17 protein-coding genes and 1 tRNA gene are annotated in these 20629 nt (G+C 69.8%); 16 read left to right on the plus strand and 2 right to left on the minus strand.

Annotation, left to right across the window (positions count from 1 at the left end; all coding sequences use genetic code 11):
• Nucleotides 1–52 precede the first annotated feature (52 nt).
• The 9 genes from ACZ62B_RS14575 to glmS all read left to right on the plus strand — a co-directional run bounded on the left by ACZ62B_RS14575 (nt 53) and on the right by glmS (nt 10419).
• Nucleotides 53–1099, plus strand: coding sequence for an ABC transporter substrate-binding protein (locus ACZ62B_RS14575; RefSeq protein ID WP_344563526.1), 1047 nt, complete (start codon nt 53–55; stop codon nt 1097–1099).
• 38 nt (nt 1100–1137) lie between these two features.
• Nucleotides 1138–2043, plus strand: coding sequence for a siderophore-interacting protein (locus ACZ62B_RS14580; protein WP_344563528.1), 906 nt, complete (start codon nt 1138–1140; stop codon nt 2041–2043).
• A 155-nt stretch (nt 2044–2198) separates the two neighbouring features.
• Entirely contained in the window at nt 2199–3641 is a 1443-nt protein-coding gene (gene desA, locus ACZ62B_RS14585; RefSeq protein WP_344563530.1) for a lysine decarboxylase DesA, read from the plus strand.
• Nucleotides 3625–4917, plus strand: coding sequence for a lysine N(6)-hydroxylase/L-ornithine N(5)-oxygenase family protein (locus ACZ62B_RS14590; RefSeq protein WP_344563532.1), 1293 nt, complete (start codon nt 3625–3627; stop codon nt 4915–4917). The genes desA and ACZ62B_RS14590 overlap by 17 nt, the downstream gene beginning before the upstream one ends.
• On the plus strand, nt 4914–5456 hold the full coding sequence (locus tag ACZ62B_RS14595) for a GNAT family N-acetyltransferase (protein ID WP_344563534.1): 543 nt from the start codon (nt 4914–4916) through the stop codon (nt 5454–5456). The genes ACZ62B_RS14590 and ACZ62B_RS14595 overlap by 4 nt, the downstream gene beginning before the upstream one ends.
• Complete coding sequence (locus ACZ62B_RS14600) at nt 5453–7225, plus strand: IucA/IucC family protein (RefSeq protein ID WP_469690519.1); 1773 nt, start codon at nt 5453–5455, stop codon at nt 7223–7225. Before ACZ62B_RS14595 ends, ACZ62B_RS14600 begins: the two co-directional genes overlap by 4 nt.
• Nucleotides 7226–7364: 139 nt before the next feature.
• Nucleotides 7365–8246 (plus strand): DUF4429 domain-containing protein, encoded by an 882-nt coding sequence (locus ACZ62B_RS14605; protein WP_469690522.1) that lies wholly within the window; start codon nt 7365–7367, stop codon nt 8244–8246.
• Nucleotides 8247–8331: 85 nt separating this feature from the next.
• On the plus strand, nt 8332–8589 hold the full coding sequence (locus ACZ62B_RS14610; protein ID WP_030217181.1) for a hypothetical protein: 258 nt from the start codon (nt 8332–8334) through the stop codon (nt 8587–8589).
• 12 nt (nt 8590–8601) lie between these two features.
• Nucleotides 8602–10419 (plus strand): glutamine--fructose-6-phosphate transaminase (isomerizing), encoded by a 1818-nt coding sequence (gene glmS, locus ACZ62B_RS14615; protein WP_344563544.1) that lies wholly within the window; start codon nt 8602–8604, stop codon nt 10417–10419.
• 236 nt (nt 10420–10655) lie between these two features.
• On the opposite strand, the gene ACZ62B_RS14620 is transcribed toward glmS, so the two are convergent.
• Nucleotides 10656–11183 (minus strand): universal stress protein, encoded by a 528-nt coding sequence (locus ACZ62B_RS14620; RefSeq protein ID WP_073931733.1) that lies wholly within the window; start codon nt 11181–11183, stop codon nt 10656–10658.
• Nucleotides 11184–11949: 766 nt separating this feature from the next.
• Here ACZ62B_RS14620 and ACZ62B_RS14625 point away from each other — a divergent pair.
• The 3 genes from ACZ62B_RS14625 to ACZ62B_RS14635 all read left to right on the plus strand — a co-directional run bounded on the left by ACZ62B_RS14625 (nt 11950) and on the right by ACZ62B_RS14635 (nt 14226).
• Entirely contained in the window at nt 11950–13176 is a 1227-nt protein-coding gene (locus ACZ62B_RS14625; RefSeq protein ID WP_344563548.1) for a helix-turn-helix domain-containing protein, read from the plus strand.
• Between the two features lie 256 nt (nt 13177–13432).
• Entirely contained in the window at nt 13433–14035 is a 603-nt protein-coding gene (orn, locus tag ACZ62B_RS14630; protein ID WP_344563550.1) for an oligoribonuclease, read from the plus strand.
• A 118-nt stretch (nt 14036–14153) separates the two neighbouring features.
• Nucleotides 14154–14226, plus strand: a tRNA-His gene (locus ACZ62B_RS14635).
• Nucleotides 14227–14327: 101 nt separating this feature from the next.
• Here ACZ62B_RS14635 and ACZ62B_RS14640 read toward each other — a convergent pair.
• Nucleotides 14328–15383 carry a LacI family DNA-binding transcriptional regulator gene (locus tag ACZ62B_RS14640; RefSeq protein WP_344563552.1) on the minus strand — a complete coding sequence of 352 codons (1056 nt, stop codon included), beginning with the start codon at nt 15381–15383 and terminating at the stop codon, nt 14328–14330.
• 343 nt (nt 15384–15726) lie between these two features.
• On the opposite strand from ACZ62B_RS14640, the gene ACZ62B_RS14645 reads away from it, so the two are divergent.
• From ACZ62B_RS14645 to ACZ62B_RS14660, 4 genes are all read left to right on the plus strand, one after another.
• Nucleotides 15727–17085 (plus strand): ABC transporter substrate-binding protein, encoded by a 1359-nt coding sequence (locus ACZ62B_RS14645; protein WP_344563553.1) that lies wholly within the window; start codon nt 15727–15729, stop codon nt 17083–17085.
• 5 nt (nt 17086–17090) lie between these two features.
• Nucleotides 17091–18104, plus strand: a complete 1014-nt coding sequence (locus tag ACZ62B_RS14650) for a carbohydrate ABC transporter permease (RefSeq protein WP_344563774.1) — start codon at nt 17091–17093, stop codon at nt 18102–18104.
• A gap of 12 nt (nt 18105–18116) precedes the next feature.
• Nucleotides 18117–19022 (plus strand): carbohydrate ABC transporter permease, encoded by a 906-nt coding sequence (locus ACZ62B_RS14655; RefSeq protein WP_344563554.1) that lies wholly within the window; start codon nt 18117–18119, stop codon nt 19020–19022.
• Nucleotides 19023–19130: 108 nt separating this feature from the next.
• The gene (locus tag ACZ62B_RS14660) at nt 19131–20570 is read left to right on the plus strand and encodes a GH1 family beta-glucosidase (RefSeq protein ID WP_344563556.1); all 1440 of its coding nucleotides are present in this window, start codon (nt 19131–19133) and stop codon (nt 20568–20570) included.
• The last annotated feature ends 59 nt before the right edge of the window (nt 20571–20629 follow it).

Genomic DNA, 20629 nt, shown 5'->3' on the forward strand with positions numbered 1-20629 from the left:
TACCTTCGAATTGTCCGGCGGGTGATCCACCCCGTTCGAAAGCAGCGTAACCATGTCCAACGCCAGAGCCACCCACCTCACCCGCCGTGGCGTCCTCGCCGCCGGCGGCGCGCTCGGCCTCGGTGCCGTGCTCGCAGCCTGCGGAGACGACGACGCGAAAAGCGCTGGTTCGGACAAGGGGACGACCGCCGCGAAGTCCGGCCCCTGGACCTTCAAGGACGACCGCGGCACCACCGTGAAGCTCGACGAGGTGCCGACGAACATCGTCGCGTTCACCGGTGTCGCCGCCGCGCTGTTCGACTACGGCGTCGAGGTCAAGGGCGTCTTCGGGCCGACCAGGACGACGGACGGCAAGGCCGACGTCCAGGCCGGCGACATGGACGTCAGCAAGCTGACGATCTTCGGCAACAAGTTCGACAGCTTCAACGTCGAGCAGTACGCGGCCTTCCAGCCCGAGGTGCTCATCTCCACGACGTTCGACGACGCCGGCACGCTCTGGTACGTCCCGGAGGCCTCCAAGGACAAGATCGCCAAGCTCGCCCCGAGCGTCGCGATCTCCGTCTACGACCTCCAGATGCCCGAGCCGCTGCAGCGCATGGCCGAGCTGGCCGAATCGCTGGGCGCCGACATGAAGGCCACCAAGGTCGTCGAGGCGAAGAAGAAGTTCGAGGCCGCCGCCGAGCGGCTGCGCAAGGCCGCGAAGGCCCGCCCGGAGATCAGGGTGCTGGCCGGTTCCGCCGCGCAGGACGTCTTCTACGTCTCCGGCTCCAACTACTCCATCGACCTGGAGTACTTCAAGGCCCTCGGTGTGAACCTGGTGGAGCCCCCGGAGGAGGCCAAGAAGGCGACCGGCGGCTGGTTCGAGACGCTGAGCTGGGAGAACGTCGACAAGTACCCGGCCGACGTCATCATCATGGACGACCGCGCCTCGACCATCCAGCCCGCCGACATCACCGAGGCGACCTGGAAGAAGCTCCCCGCGGTCAAGGCCGGCCAGGTCATCGCCCGCTCCCCCGAGCCGATCCTGTCCTACGACAAGTGCACGCCGCTCCTCGACAACCTCGCCGAGGCCATCGAGAAGGCCAAGAAGGTCGGCTGACCGCACCCGCCGGAACCCCTCCCTCCCCGGAGCCACACGTGACCACCGCCGTAGCCGCCCCGTTCCGTTTCTTCGCCCTCCAGGTCGTGACGACGAGGCGGCTCGGCCCGTCCCTGGTCCGGGTCACCTTCGCGGGTCCCGATCTGCGGGACTTCCGCTCCGACGGGCGCGACCAGTCCCTGTCGCTGTTCCTGCCGCATCCGGGGCAGCGCGAGCCGGTCGTGCCCCTTGAGCTGGGATGGGGGTCCCCCCGCTCGAGCGAAGCCGAGAGTGGGGGAGACTGGTGGCGGGGCTGGCGCGAACTGCCCGACGACGTGCGGGCCGTGATGCGCTCGTACACGCTCAGGGGGCTGCGCACGGACGCCGAGGGGCGCACCACCGAGGTCGACATCGACTTCGTGCTGCACGGCGTCGGCGAGGAGGCCGGCGCGTCCGCCGAGGCGGGCCCGGCCTCCCGCTGGGCCGCCCGCGCCGCCGCCGGTGACCGGGTGCTGCTGCTCGGCCCCGCGGTCGCCGACAACCGCGCGATCCGTTTCCGCCCGCCCGAGGACACCGACCTGGTCCTCCTGTGGGCCGACGAGACCGCCCTGCCCGCCACCGCCGCCGTCCTGGAGACCCTCCCGGCCGGCACCCGCGCCCGGGTCTGGCTGGAGGTGCCGCACTCCGGGGACGTCCAGGACCTGGCGACCGGCGCCGACGCCGAGATCACGTGGTTCGTCAGGGACGCGCACGACCAGGGCTCCCCCATGGCCCTGGACAGCGTCCGCACCGCCGAACTCCCGCCCGCCGGGCGGCCGTACGTCTGGATCGCCGGAGAGGCGGGCTGTGTGAAGCAGTTGCGGCGGCTCTTCGTGGGCGAGCGGGGGATCGACCGCAGGCGGGTGACGTTCGTGGGCTACTGGCGTCGCGGGCTGACCGAGGAACAGCTTCGCGAACAGGGCTAGCGCGAAACGCGGTTGGCCCCGGCCACCCCTGAGGCAGGAGTGATCACGGTCACGACCGTGGCCGCCTTCGTCACACGTTACTTAGGTTAGGCTAACCTAAGTAACACATCGCCGGCTTTCCCCGCACCGGATCGTCCCCACCGGAGGACCCCCACATGCGCTCGCACCTGCTCAACGACACCACCGCGGAGCACTACCGCCGCTCCGTGACCGAAGGAGTCGAGCGGGTGGCGGCCAAACTCGCCACCACCGAACGGCCGTTCACCGGCGTCACCGTCGACGCGCTCTCCCCCCGCATCGACGGCATCGACCTCGACCAGCCGCTGCACGACACCACCGCCGCGCTGGACGAACTGGAGGACGTCTACCTCCGGGACGCCGTCTACTTCCACCACCCCCGCTACCTCGCCCACCTCAACTGCCCGGTCGTCATCCCGGCCGTGCTCGGCGAGGCCGTGCTCTCCGCCGTCAACTCCTCCCTGGACACCTGGGACCAGTCGGCCGGCGGCACCCTCATCGAGCGGAAGCTCATCGACTGGACGGCGGGCCGCATCGGCCTCGGCCCGGCCGCCGACGGCGTGTTCACCTCCGGCGGCACCCAGTCCAACCTCCAGGCACTGCTGCTGGCCCGCGAGGAGGCCAAGGCCGAGGACCTGGCGAAACTGCGGATCTTCGCCTCCGAGGTCAGCCACTTCAGCGTGAAGAAGTCCGCGAAACTGCTCGGCCTCGGACCCGACGCCGTCGTGTCGCTCCCCGTCGACCACGACAAGCGCATGCAGACCGTCGCCCTCGCCCACGAGCTGGAGCGCTGCGCCGAGGCGGGCCTGGTCCCCATGGCCGTCGTCGCCACCGCCGGCACCACCGACTTCGGCTCCATCGACCCGCTGCCGGAGATCGCCGAACTGTGCGAGCGGTACGGCACCTGGATGCACGTCGACGCCGCCTACGGCTGCGGCCTGCTCGCCTCGCTGAAGCACCGCGGCCGCATCGACGGCATCGAGCGCGCCGACTCCGTCACCGTCGACTACCACAAGTCCTTCTTCCAGCCGGTCAGTTCGTCGGCCGTGCTGGTCCGCGACGCGGCCACGCTGCGGCACGCCACCTACCACGCGGAGTACCTCAACCCGCGCCGCATGGTGCAGGAACGTATCCCCAACCAGGTGGACAAGTCCCTGCAGACCACCCGCCGCTTCGACGCGCTGAAGCTGTGGATGACGCTGCGCGTGATGGGCGCCGACGGCATCGGGCAGCTCTTCGACGAGGTGTGCGACCTGGCCGCCGAGGGCTGGAGACTGCTGGCCGCCGACCCCCGCTTCGACGTCGTGGTCGAGCCGAGCCTGTCCACCCTGGTCTTCCGCTTCGTCCCGGCCGCCGTCACCGACCCCGCCGAGATCGACCGCGCCAACCTCTACGCCCGCAAGGCCCTGTTCGCCTCCGGTGACGCGGTGGTCGCGGGCACCAAGGTGGCGGGGCGCCACTACCTGAAGTTCACCCTGCTGAACCCCGAGACCACGACGTCCGACATCGCCGCCGTCCTCGATCTGATCGCCGGCCACGCCGAGCAGTACCTGGGAGAGTCCCTTGACCGCGCTTCCTGAAGCCCACGGAACCACCCACGACTTCGTGGGCATCGGACTGGGCCCCTTCAACCTCGGCCTCGCCTGCCTCACCGAGCCCATCGACGAACTCGACGGCGTCTTCCTGGAGTCCAAGCCGGACTTCGCCTGGCACGCCGGCATGTTCCTCGACGGCGCCCACCTGCAGACCCCGTTCATGTCGGACCTGGTCACCCTGGCCGACCCGACCTCCCCGTACTCCTTCCTCAACTACCTGAAGGAGAAGGGACGGCTGTACTCGTTCTACATACGGGAGAACTTCTACCCGCTGCGGGTCGAGTACGACGACTACTGCCGCTGGGCCGCCGGCAAGCTGAGCAGCATCCGCTTCGGCACCACGGTCACCGGGGTGACGTACGACGAGGGCGACGGCCTGTACACCGTGGCGACGGCGGCCGGTGAGTCGTACCGCGCCCGGCACCTGGTGCTCGGCACCGGCACCGTGCCGTTCGTGCCCGAGCCGTGCCGTGGACTGGACGGCGGCCTCTTCCACAACGCGCAGTACGTGCACCGCAAGGCGGAGCTGCTGGACAAGGAGTCGATCACGGTCGTCGGCAGCGGGCAGAGCGCCGCCGAGATCTACTACGAGCTGCTCTCCGAGATCGACGTCCACGGCTACCGGCTCAACTGGGTCACCCGCTCCCCGCGGTTCTTCCCGCTGGAGTACACCAAGCTGACCCTGGAGATGACCTCCCCGGACTACATCGACTACTTCCGCGCGCTGCCCGAGGAGACCCGCTACCGGCTGGAGAAGCAGCAGAAGGGCCTGTTCAAGGGCATCAACTCGGAGCTGATCGACGCGATCTTCGACCTGCTCTACCAGAAGAACGTCGAGAGCGGCGACCGGCCGGTCCCCACCCGGCTGCTCACCAACTCCTCGCTCACCAGCGCCCGGTACGAGGACGGCGGCTACACGCTCGGCTTCCACCAGGACGAGCAGGACAAGGACTTCGAGATCCGCACCGAGGGCCTGGTGCTGGCCACCGGCTACCACTACGAGCCGCCGGCCTTCCTCGACCCGGTCCGCGACCGGATCCGCTTCGACGGGCACGGCCGCTTCGACGTGAGCCGCGACTACGCCATCGACGTCACCGGCCGCGGCATCTTCCTGCAGAACGCCGGCGTCCACACGCACAGCGTCACCAGCCCCGACCTGGGCATGGGCCCGTACCGGAACGCGACCATCATCCGCGAGCTGCTCGGCACCGAGTACTACCCCGTCGAGAAGACCATCGCGTTCCAGGAGTTCGCCGTATGAGCGACATCGGTACGTTCACCGTCCGGCCCCTGGACCCGCTGAGGGACGCCGAGCTGCTGCACCGCTGGGTCACCGACCCCAAGGCGGCGTTCTGGATGATGCAGGACGCCAGGCTCCAGGACGTCGAGCGCGAGTACATGCGCATCGCCGCCCACGAGCACCACCACGCCTACCTGGGCCTGCACGACGGCGAACCGGCCTTCCTGATGGAGAAGTACGACCCCCGCCACGTCGAACTCGTCGGCCTGTACGACCCCGAGCCCGGCGACGTCGGCATGCACTTCCTGGTCGCCCCCACCGACCGGCCGCTCCACGGCTTCACCCGGGCCGTCATCACCGCCGTGATGGAGGAGCTGTTCGCCGACCCGGAAACCCGGCGGGTGGTGGTCGAGCCGGACGTGACCAACAAGGCCGTGCACGCGCTGAACGAGGTCGTGGGCTTCGTGCCCGAGCGTGAGATCGACAAGCCGGAGAAGCGCGCGCTGCTGAGCTTCTGCACCCGCGCGCAGTTCGAGGCCGCCCGAGGAGTATCCGTATGACCCTGTCCGACGCCGTGGCGCACCTGTCCCCCCACCGCTGGGCGCGGGCCAACCGCCTGCTGATCCGCAAGGCGCTCGCCGAGTTCGCGCACGAGCGGCTCATCACGCCGGAGGCCACCGGCGACGGCGGGTACGTCGTCCGCAGCGACGACGGCCTGACCCGGTACGCCTTCACGGCCACGCTCCGCGCCCTGGATCACTGGGTGATCGACGCCGACTCGATCACCCGCCGGCGCGACGACGCCGAACTCGACCTCGCGGCCCTGGACTTCTTCATCGAGCTGCAGAAGTCACTGGGCCTGAGCGAGGAGATCCTGCCGGTGTACCTGGAGGAGATCTCCTCCACCCTCTCCGGCACCTGCTACAAGCTCACCAAGCCGCAGGTCCCGGTCGCCGAGCTGATCGACGCCGGCTTCCAGGCCATCGAGACCGGGATGACCGAGGGCCACCCCTGCTTCGTCGCCAACAACGGGCGGCTCGGCTTCGGCGTCCACGAGTACCTGTCGTACGCCCCGGAGACCGCCAGCCCGGTGAGGCTGGTGTGGCTGGCCGCGCACCGCTCACGGGCCGCGTTCACGGCCGGCGTCGGCATCGAGTACGAGTCGTTCGTCCGGCAGGAGCTGGGCGAGGAGACCGTCGAGGGCTTCCACGGCGTCCTGCGCGAGCGGGACCTCGACCCCGCCGACTACCTCCTCATCCCCGTCCACCCCTGGCAGTGGTGGAACAAGCTGTCCGTCACCTTCGCCGCCGAGGTGGCGCGCGGGCACCTGGTCTGCCTGGGCGAGGGCGACGACGAGTACCTGGCCCAGCAGTCCATCCGCACCTTCTTCAACACCTCGCACCCCGGGAAGCACTACGTGAAGACGGCCCTGTCCGTCCTCAACATGGGCTTCATGCGGGGGCTGTCCGCCGCCTACATGGAGGCGACCCCGGCGATCAACGACTGGCTGGCCCGGCTGATCGACAGCGACCCGGTGCTGCGGGCCACGGGGCTGTCCATCATCCGCGAGCGGGCCGCCGTGGGCTACCGGCACCTGGAGTACGAGCGGGCCACGGACCGCTATTCGCCGTACCGGAAGATGCTGGCCGCGCTGTGGCGGGAGAGCCCGGTGCCGTCCCTGGCGGACGGCGAGTCGCTCGCCACCATGGCGTCACTGGTCCACGTCGACCACGAGGGCAAGTCCTTCGCGGGCGCGCTGATCGAGCGGTCGGGGCTGGCCCCGGCCGAGTGGCTGCGGCACTACCTGCGGGCGTACTACGTCCCGCTGCTGCACAGCTTCTACGCCTACGACCTGGTGTACATGCCGCACGGCGAGAACGTGATCCTCGTCCTGGAGGACGGGGTGGTGCGGCGGGCGGTCTACAAGGACATCGCCGAGGAGATCGCGGTGATGGACCCGGACGCGGTGCTGCCGCCGGAGGTCTCCCGCATCCGGGTGGAGGTCCCGGACGACACGAAGCTCCTGTCCGTCTTCACGGACGTCTTCGACTGCTTCTTCCGCTTCCTCGCGGCGAACCTCGCCGAGGAGGGCATCGTGGAGGAGGACGTCTTCTGGGGCACGGTCGCGGAGGTCACCCGCGAGTACCAGACGTCGGTCCCCGAACTCGCCGACAAGTTCGCCCGCTACGACATGTTCGCCCCCGAGTTCGCCCTCTCCTGCCTCAACCGCCTCCAGCTCCGCGACAACAAGCAGATGGTCGACCTGACGGACCCGTCGGGCGCGCTCCAGCTGGTGGGCAACCTGAAGAACCCGATCGCGGGGTTCTGAACACAAACGGACGGGCACCCGGAGTACGGTCCTCCGAGTGCCCGTCGCTGAAAGCGCCCTCGGGGCAAACCTCCTGGGGGCGCGGGGAACTGCGCGACCGGCCCCCACCGGCCCGCGGATCCGATGAAACAATCCCCCCATGGCGGAAATCATCCAGAAGGACGGCACCTGGACCTTCGACGGAGACACCCTGCGCCTGACCCCCGGCCGGGACAAGAACATCGGCCTGCTCCGCAGAACCCTGGGTGAACTGGTACTGCCACTGAAGGCGTTGGCCGGCATCTCCCTGGAGCAAGGCAAGAAGTCGGGACGGCTCAAACTACGGCTGCGCGACGGCGCAGACCCCCTGCTGCACGCGACCGGCGGCCGGCTCACCGAACCGCACGACCCCTACCAGCTGATCGTCGACTCCGACCGCTACGGCGTCGCCGAGTACTTCACGGAGGAGGTCCGCACCGCCCTGCTGCTGGACCAGATCCCCTCCGACCCGGTCACCGAGTACCTGCTGCCCGGCCCGTCCGTGCCGCTGTCCGTCTCCGCCGGGGACGGCACGGTCAGCTTCGACGGCGAGCGCATACGGCTGGAGTGGAACTGGAAGACGGAGGACGCCAAGGCCGCCGCCGGCACCCGCACCCTCGCGATGGCGGACCTGACCGGTGTGGAGTGGCAGCCGGCGGTCGGACTGGAGAACGGCCACCTCCGTTTCGCCGTGCGGCACTCCCCCACCAAGGCCCCCGCCAAGTACGACCCGAACTCGGTGGAGCTGTGGGGCTTCAAGAAGGACCCGCTGATGGCGCTCGTCGCCGCCGCCGTCCAGGCCCGTCTGCCGCACCCGGCCGCACCCGCCGACGACCGGCCGCGTGAGCCGGAAACCGCACCCCGGCCCCCGGCCGCCCCGGCCGAGGACGACCACGACGCCCTGCTGCGCCGACTGCGGGAGCTGGGCGAGCTGCACCGGTCCGGGGTGCTGACGGACGAGGAGTTCACCCTCGCCAAGCAGGCGATCCTCAAGCGCATGTGAGCCGATCCTGGGCCCAGCCTGTGAGTCCTGCCCGAAATCGGGCAGGTTTCTTGCGAAACCATGGCCGGTACCCCAGGATCATCGGGTGCACGACGAACTTGTTGATCATCTGACGCGGTCCACGCCCCTCAGCCGGGGCGAGGCGCTGCGCGTGGTCCAGGACGTGCTCGCCTACTTCGACGAGACGACCGAGGAGTACGTCCGTCGCCGCCACCGCGAGCTCCAGGCCCAGGGCCTGGTGAACGCGACGATCTTCGAACGGATCGAGGCGGACCTCAGATACCGCGCGGTGGCCCCGCCCGAGCTCTCGCTCCGGCAACTGCGCCGCATCGTCTACGGCTAGGAACATACACATATGTGCGGAATCGTCGGATACATCGGCAGGCGTGAGGTCGCTCCCCTGCTGCTGGAGGGCCTGCAGCGCCTGGAGTACCGCGGCTACGACTCGGCGGGCATCGCCGTCACGTCCCCGAAGGCCTCCGGCCTGAAGACGGTCAAGGCCAAGGGCCGGGTGCGCGACCTCGAGGCCAAGGTTCCGGCGCGCTTCAAGGGCACCACCGGCATCGCCCACACCCGCTGGGCCACCCACGGCGCCCCCTCCGACGTGAACGCCCACCCGCACCTGGACGCCGAGGGCAAGGTCGCCGTCGTCCACAACGGCATCATCGACAACGCCTCCGACCTGCGCCGCAAGCTGGAGGCGGACGGCGTCGAGTTCCTCTCCGAGACCGACACCGAGGTCCTCGTCCACCTCATCGCCCGCTCGACGGCCGAGAAGCTGGAGGACAAGGTCCGCGAGACCGTGCGCCTCATCGAGGGCACGTACGGCATCGCCGTGCTGCACGCCGACTTCCCGGACCGCATCGTGGTGGCCCGCAACGGCTCGCCGGTCGTGCTCGGCATCGGCGAGAAGGAGATGTTCGTCGCCTCCGACATAGCCGCGCTGGTCGCCCACACCCGCCAGATCGTGACGCTGGACGACGGCGAGATGGCGACGCTGAAGGCCGACGACTTCCGCACCTACACCACCGAGGGCACCCGTACGACCGCCGAGCCGACCACCGTGGAGTGGGAGGCGGCGTCGTACGACATGGGCGGCCACGACACCTACATGCACAAGGAGATCCACGAGCAGGCCGAGGCCGTGGACCGCGTGCTGCGCGGCCGGATCGACGACCGCTTCTCCACCGTGCACCTGGGCGGCCTCAACCTGGACGCCCGCGAGGCGCGCCGGATCCGCCGGGTGAAGATCCTCGGCTGCGGCACCTCGTACCACGCCGGCATGATCGGCGCGCAGATGATCGAGGAGCTGGCCCGGATCCCCGCCGACGCCGAGCCGGCCTCCGAGTTCCGCTACCGCAACGCGGTCGTGGACCCCGACACCCTGTACGTGGCGGTCTCCCAGTCCGGTGAGACGTACGACGTGCTGGCCGCCGTGCAGGAGCTGAAGCGCAAGGGCGCGCGGGTGCTGGGCGTGGTCAACGTCGTCGGCTCCGCGATCGCCCGCGAGGCGGACGGCGGCGTCTACGTGCACGCCGGGCCCGAGGTGTGCGTGGTGTCCACCAAGTGCTTCACCAACACCACGGTCGCCTTCGCCCTGCTCGCCCTGCACCTGGGCCGCACCCGTGACCTGTCGGTGCGCGACGGCAAGCGGATCATCGAGGGCCTGCGCAGGCTCCCGGGCCAGATCGCCGAGATCATGAAGCAGGAGGAGGAGATCAAGAAGCTGGCCCTGGAGTACGCCGAGGCCCGCTCGATGCTCTTCATCGGCCGGGTCCGGGGCTACCCGGTGGCCCGTGAGGCCTCCCTGAAACTCAAGGAGGTCTCCTACATCCACGCCGAGGCGTACCCGGCCTCCGAGCTGAAGCACGGCCCGCTGGCCCTGATCGAGCCGGCCCTCCCCACGGTCGCGATCGTCCCGGACGACGACCTGCTGGAGAAGAACCGCGCGGCCATGGAGGAGATCAAGGCCCGCAGCGGCCGGATCGTGGCGGTCGCCCACCAGGACCAGGAGAAGGCCGACCACACCCTCCTCGTCCCCAAGAACGAGGACGAACTCGACCCCATCCTCATGGGCATCCCCCTCCAACTCCTCGCCTACCACACGGCCTTGGCCCTCGGCCGGGACATCGACAAGCCCAGGAACCTCGCCAAGTCGGTGACGGTGGAGTAGGACGCCCAGGAGCGCGGGGCCGCACCAACCTGCGGCCCCGCCGCGCGGGCGCGACCAGCCCGGAAACCTCGCCAAGTCGGTGACGGTGGGGCAGCAAGCGCCCCATAGGGGCGCGGGGAACTGCGCGTCTTCAGGGGCGCGGGGAACTGCGCGACAAGCCCCCACGCGCCCGCACAGGCCGAATCACAGGACGGGCCCCACGTGTTGCCACCCAACACCTGGGGGTCCGTACCCCCTTACGGGATGACGACAACCGGCCGCTGCGCCCGCTTGGCCAGCCTCCCGGCGACAGACCCGAAAAGCCGCCCCACGATTCCGTGGGTGGAACCCACGACGATCGCATCGGCGGCATACTCCCGCCCCACCTCCTCGAGCTCATGGCAGATGTCCCCACCACGCTCGACGAGGATCCACGGCACCTCGGCCAGATAATCCGCGCAGGCCAGCTCGAGCCCGAGCACCTCCGTGCGATGGTCCGGGACGTCCACGAAGACCGGCGGCTCACAGCCCGCCCACACGGTCGTGGGCAGCCGGTTGGCGACGTGGACGATGATCAGGCCCGAGCCGAAGCGCCGGGCCATGCCGATGGCGTAGGCGAGGGCCCGTTCGCTGGAGGTGGAGCCGTCGAAGCCGACGACCACACCGTGCCGGAACGCGGGGTCGCAGGGATGGCGTGGTTCCTCCGCCGCCAGGGGTTCGGCCGCCGTGGGATCGGCGACCGGCCGCTTGCGGTCCGCGGGTTCGAAGAATTCGTGACCGGCCATGGCTGTCTCGGGGTTGTGATCCTTTGTGGGGGACGACAGTGTGCGGCGGAGCTGTGTCCGGGAATTATCTTCCCAACCCCATACCCCCAAGGGTACGGCGGCACGCCTCCTGAGCCCAGATCCCGCACATATCGGCAGGCGGGTTCCCCGGAGCATGCACGAGGGTCCGCCCGTCACGCAATGGTTGCTGTGTTGTACAGGTGGTTTGCACAGGGTTCACTCGCCGGTGGGAGTGAACCGTCGCGGACCCACGGTGACCGACGCTCCCGGCCGTACGCCGGGCCCCGTGGGCCACGCCACGGAGCACTCCCTGCCGGCTGCCGCCCGGGAGGATCCGGATCCTTTGCGGGGCCAACGCGGACGGCGGCGGGGAGACACCGGTCGGTTGACCGGTTTCCGCGCCCTCGCCCGTATCTTTTCAGCCAACTTCCGGCCGGTGTGCGTCCTCCGCCGCAACCACCCCCCAACCCCCGTTCGACCTGCACGAAAAGGGGTCGGCGGGCCCCGCGCACCCTACGTGGATTGGCCACTGCGACAAGGCGCACTTCCCCACACGGCCCACGAGTGCAACGCTTCGTGATCGAATGCTTCACGCCAAGTTGCCAAGTCGACAATGCACCGGGTGGCGAACCGGCCACCGGCGCGCGACGGGACGCAGTAGATTCGATCTTGATGTCTTACGGCGGGGGACTCGTGCAGGACCGAGGGGAAACGTGCAGGAGCGACACAACCGAGGAGCCGCGACCACCGAGGGGGGCTTAGCAGTATGAGCCACGACTCCACTGCCGCGCCGGAAACGACGGCCCGGAAACTCTCCGGCCGCCGCCGCAAGGAGATCGTCGCGGTGCTGCTGTTCAGCGGCGGCCCCATCTTCGAGAGTTCCATACCGCTGTCGGTGTTCGGGGTTGACCGCCAGGACGCCGGCGTACCGCGCTACCGCTTGCTCGTGTGCGGTGGCGAAGAGGGCCCGCTACGGACGACGGGAGGCCTGGAACTCACCGCACCGCATGGCCTGGAGGCGATATCCCGGGCGGGCACCGTCGTGGTGCCGGCCTGGCGTTCGATCACCTCGCCACCGCCGGAGGAGGCCCTGGACGCACTGCGCCGGGCCCATGAGGAGGGCGCCCGCATCGTCGGACTGTGCACCGGCGCCTTCGTCCTCGCGGCGGCGGGCCTGCTGGACGGCCGTCCCGCGACCACACACTGGATGTACGCGCCGACGCTGGCGAAACGCTATCCGTCGGTGCACGTCGATCCACGGGAACTCTTCGTGGACGACGGCGACGTGCTGACGTCCGCGGGCACCGCGGCCGGAATCGATCTGTGCCTGCACATCGTGCGCACCGATCACGGCAACGAGGCGGCCGGCGCGCTGGCCCGCCGCCTGGTGGTGCCGCCTCGCCGGAGCGGAGGCCAGGAGCGCTACCTGGACAGGTCTTTACCCGAGGAGATCGGCGCCGACCCGCTCGCCGAGGTCGTCGCCTGGGCGCTGGAGCACCTCCACGAACAGTTCGACGTGGAGACGCTGGCGGCACGCGCGTACATGAGCCGTCGTACGTTCGACCGCCGGTTCCGCTCGCTGACCGGCAGCGCGCCGCTGCAGTGGCTGATCACGCAGCGGGTGCTCCAGGCGCAGCGCCTGCTGGAGACGTCGGACTACTCGGTGGACGAGGTCGCCGGCCGCTGCGGCTTCCGCTCACCGGTCGCGCTGCGCGGCCACTTCCGGCGCCAGCTGGGTTCGTCCCCGGCCGCCTACCGGGCCGCGTACCGCGCGCGGCGCCCGCAGACCGACCGGAACCAGGACACCGAGGGCACCCCGAGCACCGCGGGAACCCTCCCACCGGGCCAGCCGGGCCACGCGGGACCCCAGGCACCGCCCGCCCTGCACCCGGACAACCCGCTCCCGCACCAGTCCCGCCGCACGGCGGCGGCCGGCGCCCTGGGCCCGTCCCTGACGGCCTCGGCCCTCCCGGGCCAGCGCGGCGCGCCGTGAGCTGACAGCGACGGCCGACGGGCCGGAGGCCATGGCCTCCGGCCCGTCGGCCTGTCCTGGCGAGACCGGGCCGGCCACTCCCAGCCCGTCGGGGGTGCCCCCTCCGGGGGGAGTTCGAGGACGAGGCCCGTTCAGGGCCGAAGCGGGGCCCTGGGGCGGCGGCCCTGTGACGTTCACACCAGTGCCGGGACATCACAGAAACTCGCGCTTCACCACCCGGTCCCGCGCAGCGCGGCGCCCCCGTAAGGTTAGACACATGAACGATCGCATGGTGTGGATCGACTGCGAGATGACCGGCCTCTCGCTGTCGGACGACGCGCTCATCGAAGTGGCCGCCCTCGTCACCGACTCCGAGCTGAACGTGCTCGGCGAGGGCGTGGACATCGTTATCCGCCCGCCGGAGCGGGCCCTGGAGACGATGCCGGAGGTGGTGCGGGAGATGCACACCGCGTCCGGACTGCTCGCCGAGCTGGAGGGCGGCACGACGCTCGAGGACGCCGAGCGGCGGGTCCTCGACTACGTGCGGGAACACGTCAAGGAGCCCGGCAAGGCCCCCCTGTGCGGCAACTCCGTCGGCACCGACCGCGGTTTCCTGCTGCGGGACATGCCGACCCTGGAGGACTACCTCCACTACCGCATCGTGGACGTGTCCAGCATCAAGGAGCTGGCCCGGCGCTGGTACCCGAGGGCGTACTTCAACAGCCCCGAGAAGAACGGCAACCACCGCGCCCTCGCCGACATCCGCGAGTCCATCGCGGAGCTGCGCTACTACCGCGAGGCCGTCTTCGTACCGCAGCCGGGGCCCGACTCGGACACCGCGAAGAAGATCGCCGCGAAGCACGTCCTGCCTGCTCAGTAGGCGGACCGGGGGGTCGTCGGGGGCCGCCGCGGAAAGCGTGCGCGAGCACCCCTTCGGACCCTGTACACTTTTTCTCGGCCGGTCGGAGAAGTCACTGACCTCAACCGACAAGGCCATGGTGGGTGTAGCTCAGCTGGTAGAGCACCTGGTTGTGGTCCAGGATGCCGCGGGTTCGAGTCCCGTCACTCACCCTCATCGGTTCAGCCGGTGACCTCGCGTCGAGGTCACCGGCTGAACTCGTTTCCGGCGACGAGCGCAGGGGCGGGCGCCGGACCGGCGCCCGCCCCTGGCGTCAGGACGAGGCGCGGCCCACCAGCTCCGTCGCCAGCACCATCTGGCGCCGCTCCAGTTCCCGGGACGCGGGCGGGCGGCGGTCGGCGACCTCGGCGAGGAGGAGGTCGATCATCGCGCGGCCCATCTCCTCTATCGGCTGGCGCACGCTGGTCAGCGGCGGGTCCATGTGGCGGGCGATGGCGGAGTCGTCGTAGCCGACCAGGGCCACGTCGTCGGGGATGCGGCGGCCCGCGTCGCGCAGGGCGTGCCGGGCGCCGGCCGCGGTGACGTCCGAGGCGGCGAAGACGGCGTCCAGGTCGGGGCGGCGCTCCAGCAGGGCCGCCATCGCGCGCCGGCCGCCGTCCTCGGTGAAGTCGCCCGATTCGATCAGCAGGTCGTCCACCTCGTGGCCCGCGTCGCGCAGGGCGTCGCGGTAGCCGTCGATGCGCCGCTGGGCGCCGTACACGTCGAGGTGGCCGGTGATGTGGGCTATGGTGCGCCGGCCCCGGCCGATGAGGTGCTCGACGGCCTGGCGGGCGCCGCCGTAGTTGTCGGAGTCCACGGAGGCGAGCGTCTCGGCGGCCGAGCGGGGGCCGCTGATCACCGCCGGGATCTCCAGCTGGGACAGCATGTCGGGCAGCGGGTCGTCGGCGTGCACCGAGACCAGCAGGACGCCGTCCACCCGGTGGGCGGCGAGGTACTCGGCGAGCCGCTGCCGCTCCCGGTCGCTGCCCGCGAAGATCAGCAGCAGCTGCATCTCGGTGTCGGAGAGCCCCGCGCCGACACCCCGGAGCATGTCGGAGAAGTACGGCTCGGCGAAGAACCGGGTCTCCGGCTCGGGCACGACGAGGGCGATGGCGTCCGTGCGGTTGGCGGCCAGGGCGCGGGCCGCCGTGTTCGGGACATAACCGAGCTCGGCGACCGCGGCCTCCACCGCGGCGCGTGTGGCGTCGCTCACCCGGGGCGAACCGTTGATGACCCGGGAGACCGTGCCGCGGCCCACGCCGGCACGCGCGGCCACCTCTTCGAGGGTGGGACGGCCGCCGCTCCGGCCCCGCGCTCCGTGGCTTGCCATCGGCCCCGCCTTCCGTCGTATGTCACGCTGGCCTGGAATCTAACAGTCCCACCAGTGACGGTGGTCACCGCCGGAAGGGCGGCGTGCGGACTCCGGGCTTCCGGGAGCGGGCGACCGGCGTCAAGTTAACAGGCAGATAACTGAAGGCACTTTGCCGCGTCTGTTCCCTTGACACCCCCGCTCCGACCCGCGACTCTTCAACACATCACTTGTGGGAGCGCTCCCACAGTACCTGACACATACACAACCCGCACGTTCCCCGCCCGAGCCGCAACGCGCAAGATACGGGCTCAACCATGCCGTTGGCCGGGGGGTCGGCACGTCAGGGCAACAGGAGGACGCAATGCGAGCACGTACCCTCCCCCTCTCCCGTCAGCGGTCGGGCGGGGGGAAGCCCATCGCCCGTAAGGCGCTGGCCATCGCGGCCGTGGTGTCGCTGGGCACCGGGCTGCTGGCCGGCTGTGCCGACGACGGCGGTAGCGACGGCGACGGATCCTCGTCCGACGGCGAGGGCAAGACCAAGATCACGATGGGTCTGTTCGGCACCTTCGGCTACGAGGAGGCCGGTCTCTACGCCGAGTACGAGAAGCTGAACCCTGACATCAAGATCGAGCAGACCGTCGTCGAGCGGAACGAGAACTACTACCCCGCTCTGCTGAACCACCTCACCACCAACAGCGGTCTGATGGACGTCCAGGCCATCGAGATCGCCAACATCGCCGAGATCGTCGGCACCCAGGCGGACAAGTTCGTGGACATGTCCAAGGTCGAGGGCGTGGACAAGAAGAACTGGCTCGACTGGAAGTGGGCGCAGGCCACCACCAAGGACGGCCAGACCGTCGGCCTCGGCACCGACGTCGGCCCGATGGCCATCTGTTACCGCAAGGACCTCTTCGAGAAGGCCGGCCTGCCGACCGACCGCGCGGAGGTCGGCAAGCTGTGGGCCGGTGACTGGAACAAGTTCATCGAGACCGGTGAGAAGTACCAGAAGAAGGCCGGCAAGGACACCTTCTTCATGGACTCCCCCGGCGGCCTGCTCAACGCCGTCCTCAGCAGTGAGGAGGAGAAGTTCTACGACGCCTCCGGCGAGGTCATCTACAAGACCAACCCGGCCGTCAAGGACGCCTTCGACCTGACCGCCGAGGCAGCCGAGAAGGGCCTGGTCCAGTCGCAGACGCAGTTCCAGCCGGCCTGGGACACGACCATCGCCAACAGCAAGTTCGCCACCGTCGCCTGCCCGCCGTGGATGCTCGGCACCATCAAGGCCAAGGCCAAGCCGGAAGACGCCGGCAAGTGGGACGTGGCCGTGGCGCCCAAGTCCGGCAACTGGGGCGGCTCCTTCCTGGGCGTGCCGAAGAGCGGCAAGAACGTCGAGGAGGCGCAGAAGCTGGTGGCCTGGCTGACCGCGCCCGAGCAGCAGGCGAAGCTGTTCAAGGTGCAGGGCAGCTTCCCGAGCACCCCGGGCGCGTACGACAGCCCCGAAGTGACCGGCGCCAAGAACGAGATGACCGGCGACTCCCCGATCGGTGAGATCTTCTCCGAGGCCGCCAAGCAGATCCCGACCCAGGTCATCGGCCCGAAGGACCAGATCATCCAGCAGGGTCTGACGGACAACGGCGTCATCCTGGTGACCAAGGGCAAGTCCGCCGCGGAGGCCTGGGAGACGGCCACCAAGACCATCGACAACAGCCTGGACAAGTGACCGAAATGGCCACCCGCCACGACACCGCCGCGCTCCCCTCCAAGGGGGGCGCGGCCCCGGGCCGTCCTTCCAAGGACTCCGCGCCCATGGACAAGGACCAGCGACGCCGGGCCAAGCTGTCCCGGCGCTGGCAGCGCGACATGCGCTGGAGCCCGTACGCGTTCGTCTCGCCGTTCTTCCTGCTGTTCATCGCCTTCGGCCTGTTCCCGCTGCTCTACACGGGCTGGGCCTCGCTGCACCAGGTGGAGCTGACCGCCCCGACCGACATGAGCTGGGTCGGGCTGAAGAACTACACCCGGATCTTCGACGACGAGTTCTTCTGGAACGCGGCGCAGAACACCCTGACCATCGGCATCATCGCGACCGTTCCGCAGTTGCTGATCGCGATGGGCATCGCCCACATCCTCAACTACAAGCTGCGGGCCTCGACCTTCTACCGGGTCGCGATGCTCGCGCCGTACGCCACCTCGATCGCCTCCGCCTCCCTGGTGTTCGTGCTGCTCTTCGGTTACGACTACGGCATGATCAACTGGGCGCTCGACTTCGTCGGGGTCGACCCGATCGACTGGCAGGGCGACAAGTGGCCCTCTCAGTTCGCCGTCTCGGCGATCATCATCTGGCGCTGGACCGGCTACAACGCGCTGATCTACCTGGCCGCGATGCAGGCGATCCCGCAGGACCTGTACGAGTCGGCGGCGCTGGACGGCGCCAGCCGCTGGAAGCAGTTCATCCACGTGACGCTGCCCTCGCTGCGTCCGACGATCCTGTTCACCGTGGTGGTCTCCACCATCGGCGCCAGCCAGGTCTTCGGCGAGCCGCTGCTGTTCGACGCCAACAAGGGCGCGTCCGGCGGCGCGGAGCACCAGTTCCAGACGCTCGGCCTGTACCTGTACGAGCAGGGCTGGATCAACCAGCACCTGGGCCGTGCCTCGGCGATCGCCTGGACGATGTTCGCGATCCTGATCGTCATCGGCATCATCAACCAGCTCATCTCGCGCCGGCTGCGCGCCAGCAGTTAAGGAGTTGTGGCCGTGACGACGACTGTGACGCCCCCCGAGACCGCCCCCGCCAAGGAGCCGAAGCGTTCGCGCCTGCCGAAGTCGGCGCGGGCCGGCGGGACACTGCACGGCGGTCCGATCGCGTACGCGATCCTGATCGTGTTCACGATCGTGTCGCTGTTCCCGCTGGTGTGGACCGCGATCGCCGCCTCCCGGGACAACCAGCGGCTGGCGCAGAACCCGCCGCCGCTCTGGTTCGGTTCCAACCTGTTCAAGAACCTGGAGATCGCCTGGAAGGACGCCAACCTCGGTGAGGCGTTCCTCAACACCACGATCGTGGCGGGCATCTCGGCGGTGACCATCGTCGTGCTGTCGACGATCGCCGGGTTCGCCTTCGCCAAGCTGCGGTTCAAGGGCCGCAACGCGCTGATGCTGATCGTGATCGGCACGATGATGGTGCCGCCGCAGCTCAGCATCATCCCGCTGTACATGATGGTCGCCAAGCTCGACTGGTCCGACCAGCTCCAGGCGGTCATCTTCCCGTCGCTGGTGAGCGCGTTCGGCGTGTTCTTCATGCGGCAGTACCTGCTCCAGGCGCTGCCGGACGAGGTCATCGAGGCCGCCCGGGTGGACGGCGCGAGCAGCTGGCGCGTGATCTGGCACGTGGTGTTCCCGGCCGCGCGGCCGGCGATGGCCGTGCTCGGCATGCTGATGTTCGTGCAGACCTGGAACGACTTCCTGTGGCCGTTCCTGGTGCTGACCCAGACCGGCAACCCGACCGTGCAGGTGGCGGTCGCGGGCCTCGGCCGCGGGTACACCCCGGACCAGTCCCTGATCATGGCGGGTGCGCTGCTGGGTACGCTGCCCCTGCTGCTGGTCTTCACGATCTTCGGCAAGCAGATCGTGGGCGGCATCATGCAGGGCGCCGTCAAGGGCTGACGCCCGCCTCACCTCCGTACCCCTGGGGGCCGGGTCACCGCCGCCTCGGCCCCTCCCCCTCCTTTTCGTACTCGTCGGTCTTCCACGACCTCCTATGGGAGCGCTTCCATGTCTGACTCCGCAACGCCGGCGACCCCGGTGACCTTTCCTCCCGCCTTCCTCTGGGGCGCCGCGACCTCCGCGTACCAGATCGAGGGGGCGGTGCGGGAGGACGGGCGCACGCCTTCCATCTGGGACACCTTCAGCCACACGCCGGGCAAGACGGCCGGCGGCGAGACCGGTGACATCGCCAACGACCACTACCACCGCTACCGCGACGACGTGGCGCTGATGGCGGACCTCAACCTGAACGCCTACCGCTTCTCCGTCTCCTGGTCGCGGGTGCAGCCGACCGGCCGCGGTCCGGCCGTGCAGCGCGGTCTGGACTTCTACCGCAAGCTGGTCGACGAGCTGCTGGCGAAGGGCATCAAGCCGGCCGTCACCCTCTACCACTGGGACCTGCCGCAGGAGCTGGAGGACGCGGGCGGCTGGCCGGAGCGCGACACCGCCTACCGCTTCGCCGAGTACGCGCAGATCGTGGGCGAGGCGCTCGGCGACCGGGTGGAGAACTGGATCACGCTCAACGAGCCCTGGTGCAGCGCCTTCCTGGGCTACGCCTCCGGTGTGCACGCCCCCGGCCGCACCGACCCGGCGGCCTCGCTGAAGGCCGCCCACCACCTGAACCTGGCGCACGGCCTGGGCGCCAAGGCGCTGCGCTCGGTGATGCCGGCCCGCAACTCCGTCGCGCTCAGCCTCAACACCTCGGTGGTCCGGCCGCTCTCGCCGAACGACCCGGCGGACGTGGCGGCGGCACGCAAGATCGACGACCTGTCCGGCGGCATCTTCCACGGCCCGATCCTGCACGGCGCCTACCCGGAGACGCTGCTGGAGGCGACCTCGTCGCTCACCGACTGGTCGTGCATCCAGGACGGCGACCTGGACCTGATCCACCAGCCGCTGGACGCGCTCGGCCTCAACTACTACACGCCCACCCTGGTCTCGGCGGCGGACCCGAACGCCAAGGGCCCGCGGGCCGACGGTCACGGGGCGAGCGAGCACTCGCCGTGGCCCGCCGCGGACGACGTCGCCTTCCACCAGTCGCCGGGCGAGCAGACCGAGATGGGCTGGTCCGTCGACCCGACGGGCCTGCACGAGCTGATCATGCGCTACAACCGCGAGGCGCCCGGACTGCCGATCTACATCACCGAGAACGGCGCGGCCTTCGACGACAAGCCGGACGCCGACGGCAAGGTGCACGACCCGGACCGCGTCGCCTACCTGCACGGCCACCTCTCGGCGGTGCGCCGGGCCATCGCCGACGGCGCGGACGTGCGCGGCTACTACCTGTGGTCCCTGATGGACAACTTCGAGTGGGCGTACGGCTACGACAAGCGCTTCGGCGCGGTGTACGTCGACTACGCGACCCAGCAGCGGACCCCGAAGTCCAGCGCCCTGTGGTACGCGCGGGCCGCGAAGGCCGGAGCGCTTCCGGAGCCCGAGGGCATCTGACCGAACCCCGGTTCCGGGAGACGGGGGAGCAGAGAACGGGGGGCGGGGCGCGGCACCCT

This window comes from Streptomyces sp. NPDC053426, from assembly GCF_055585405.1.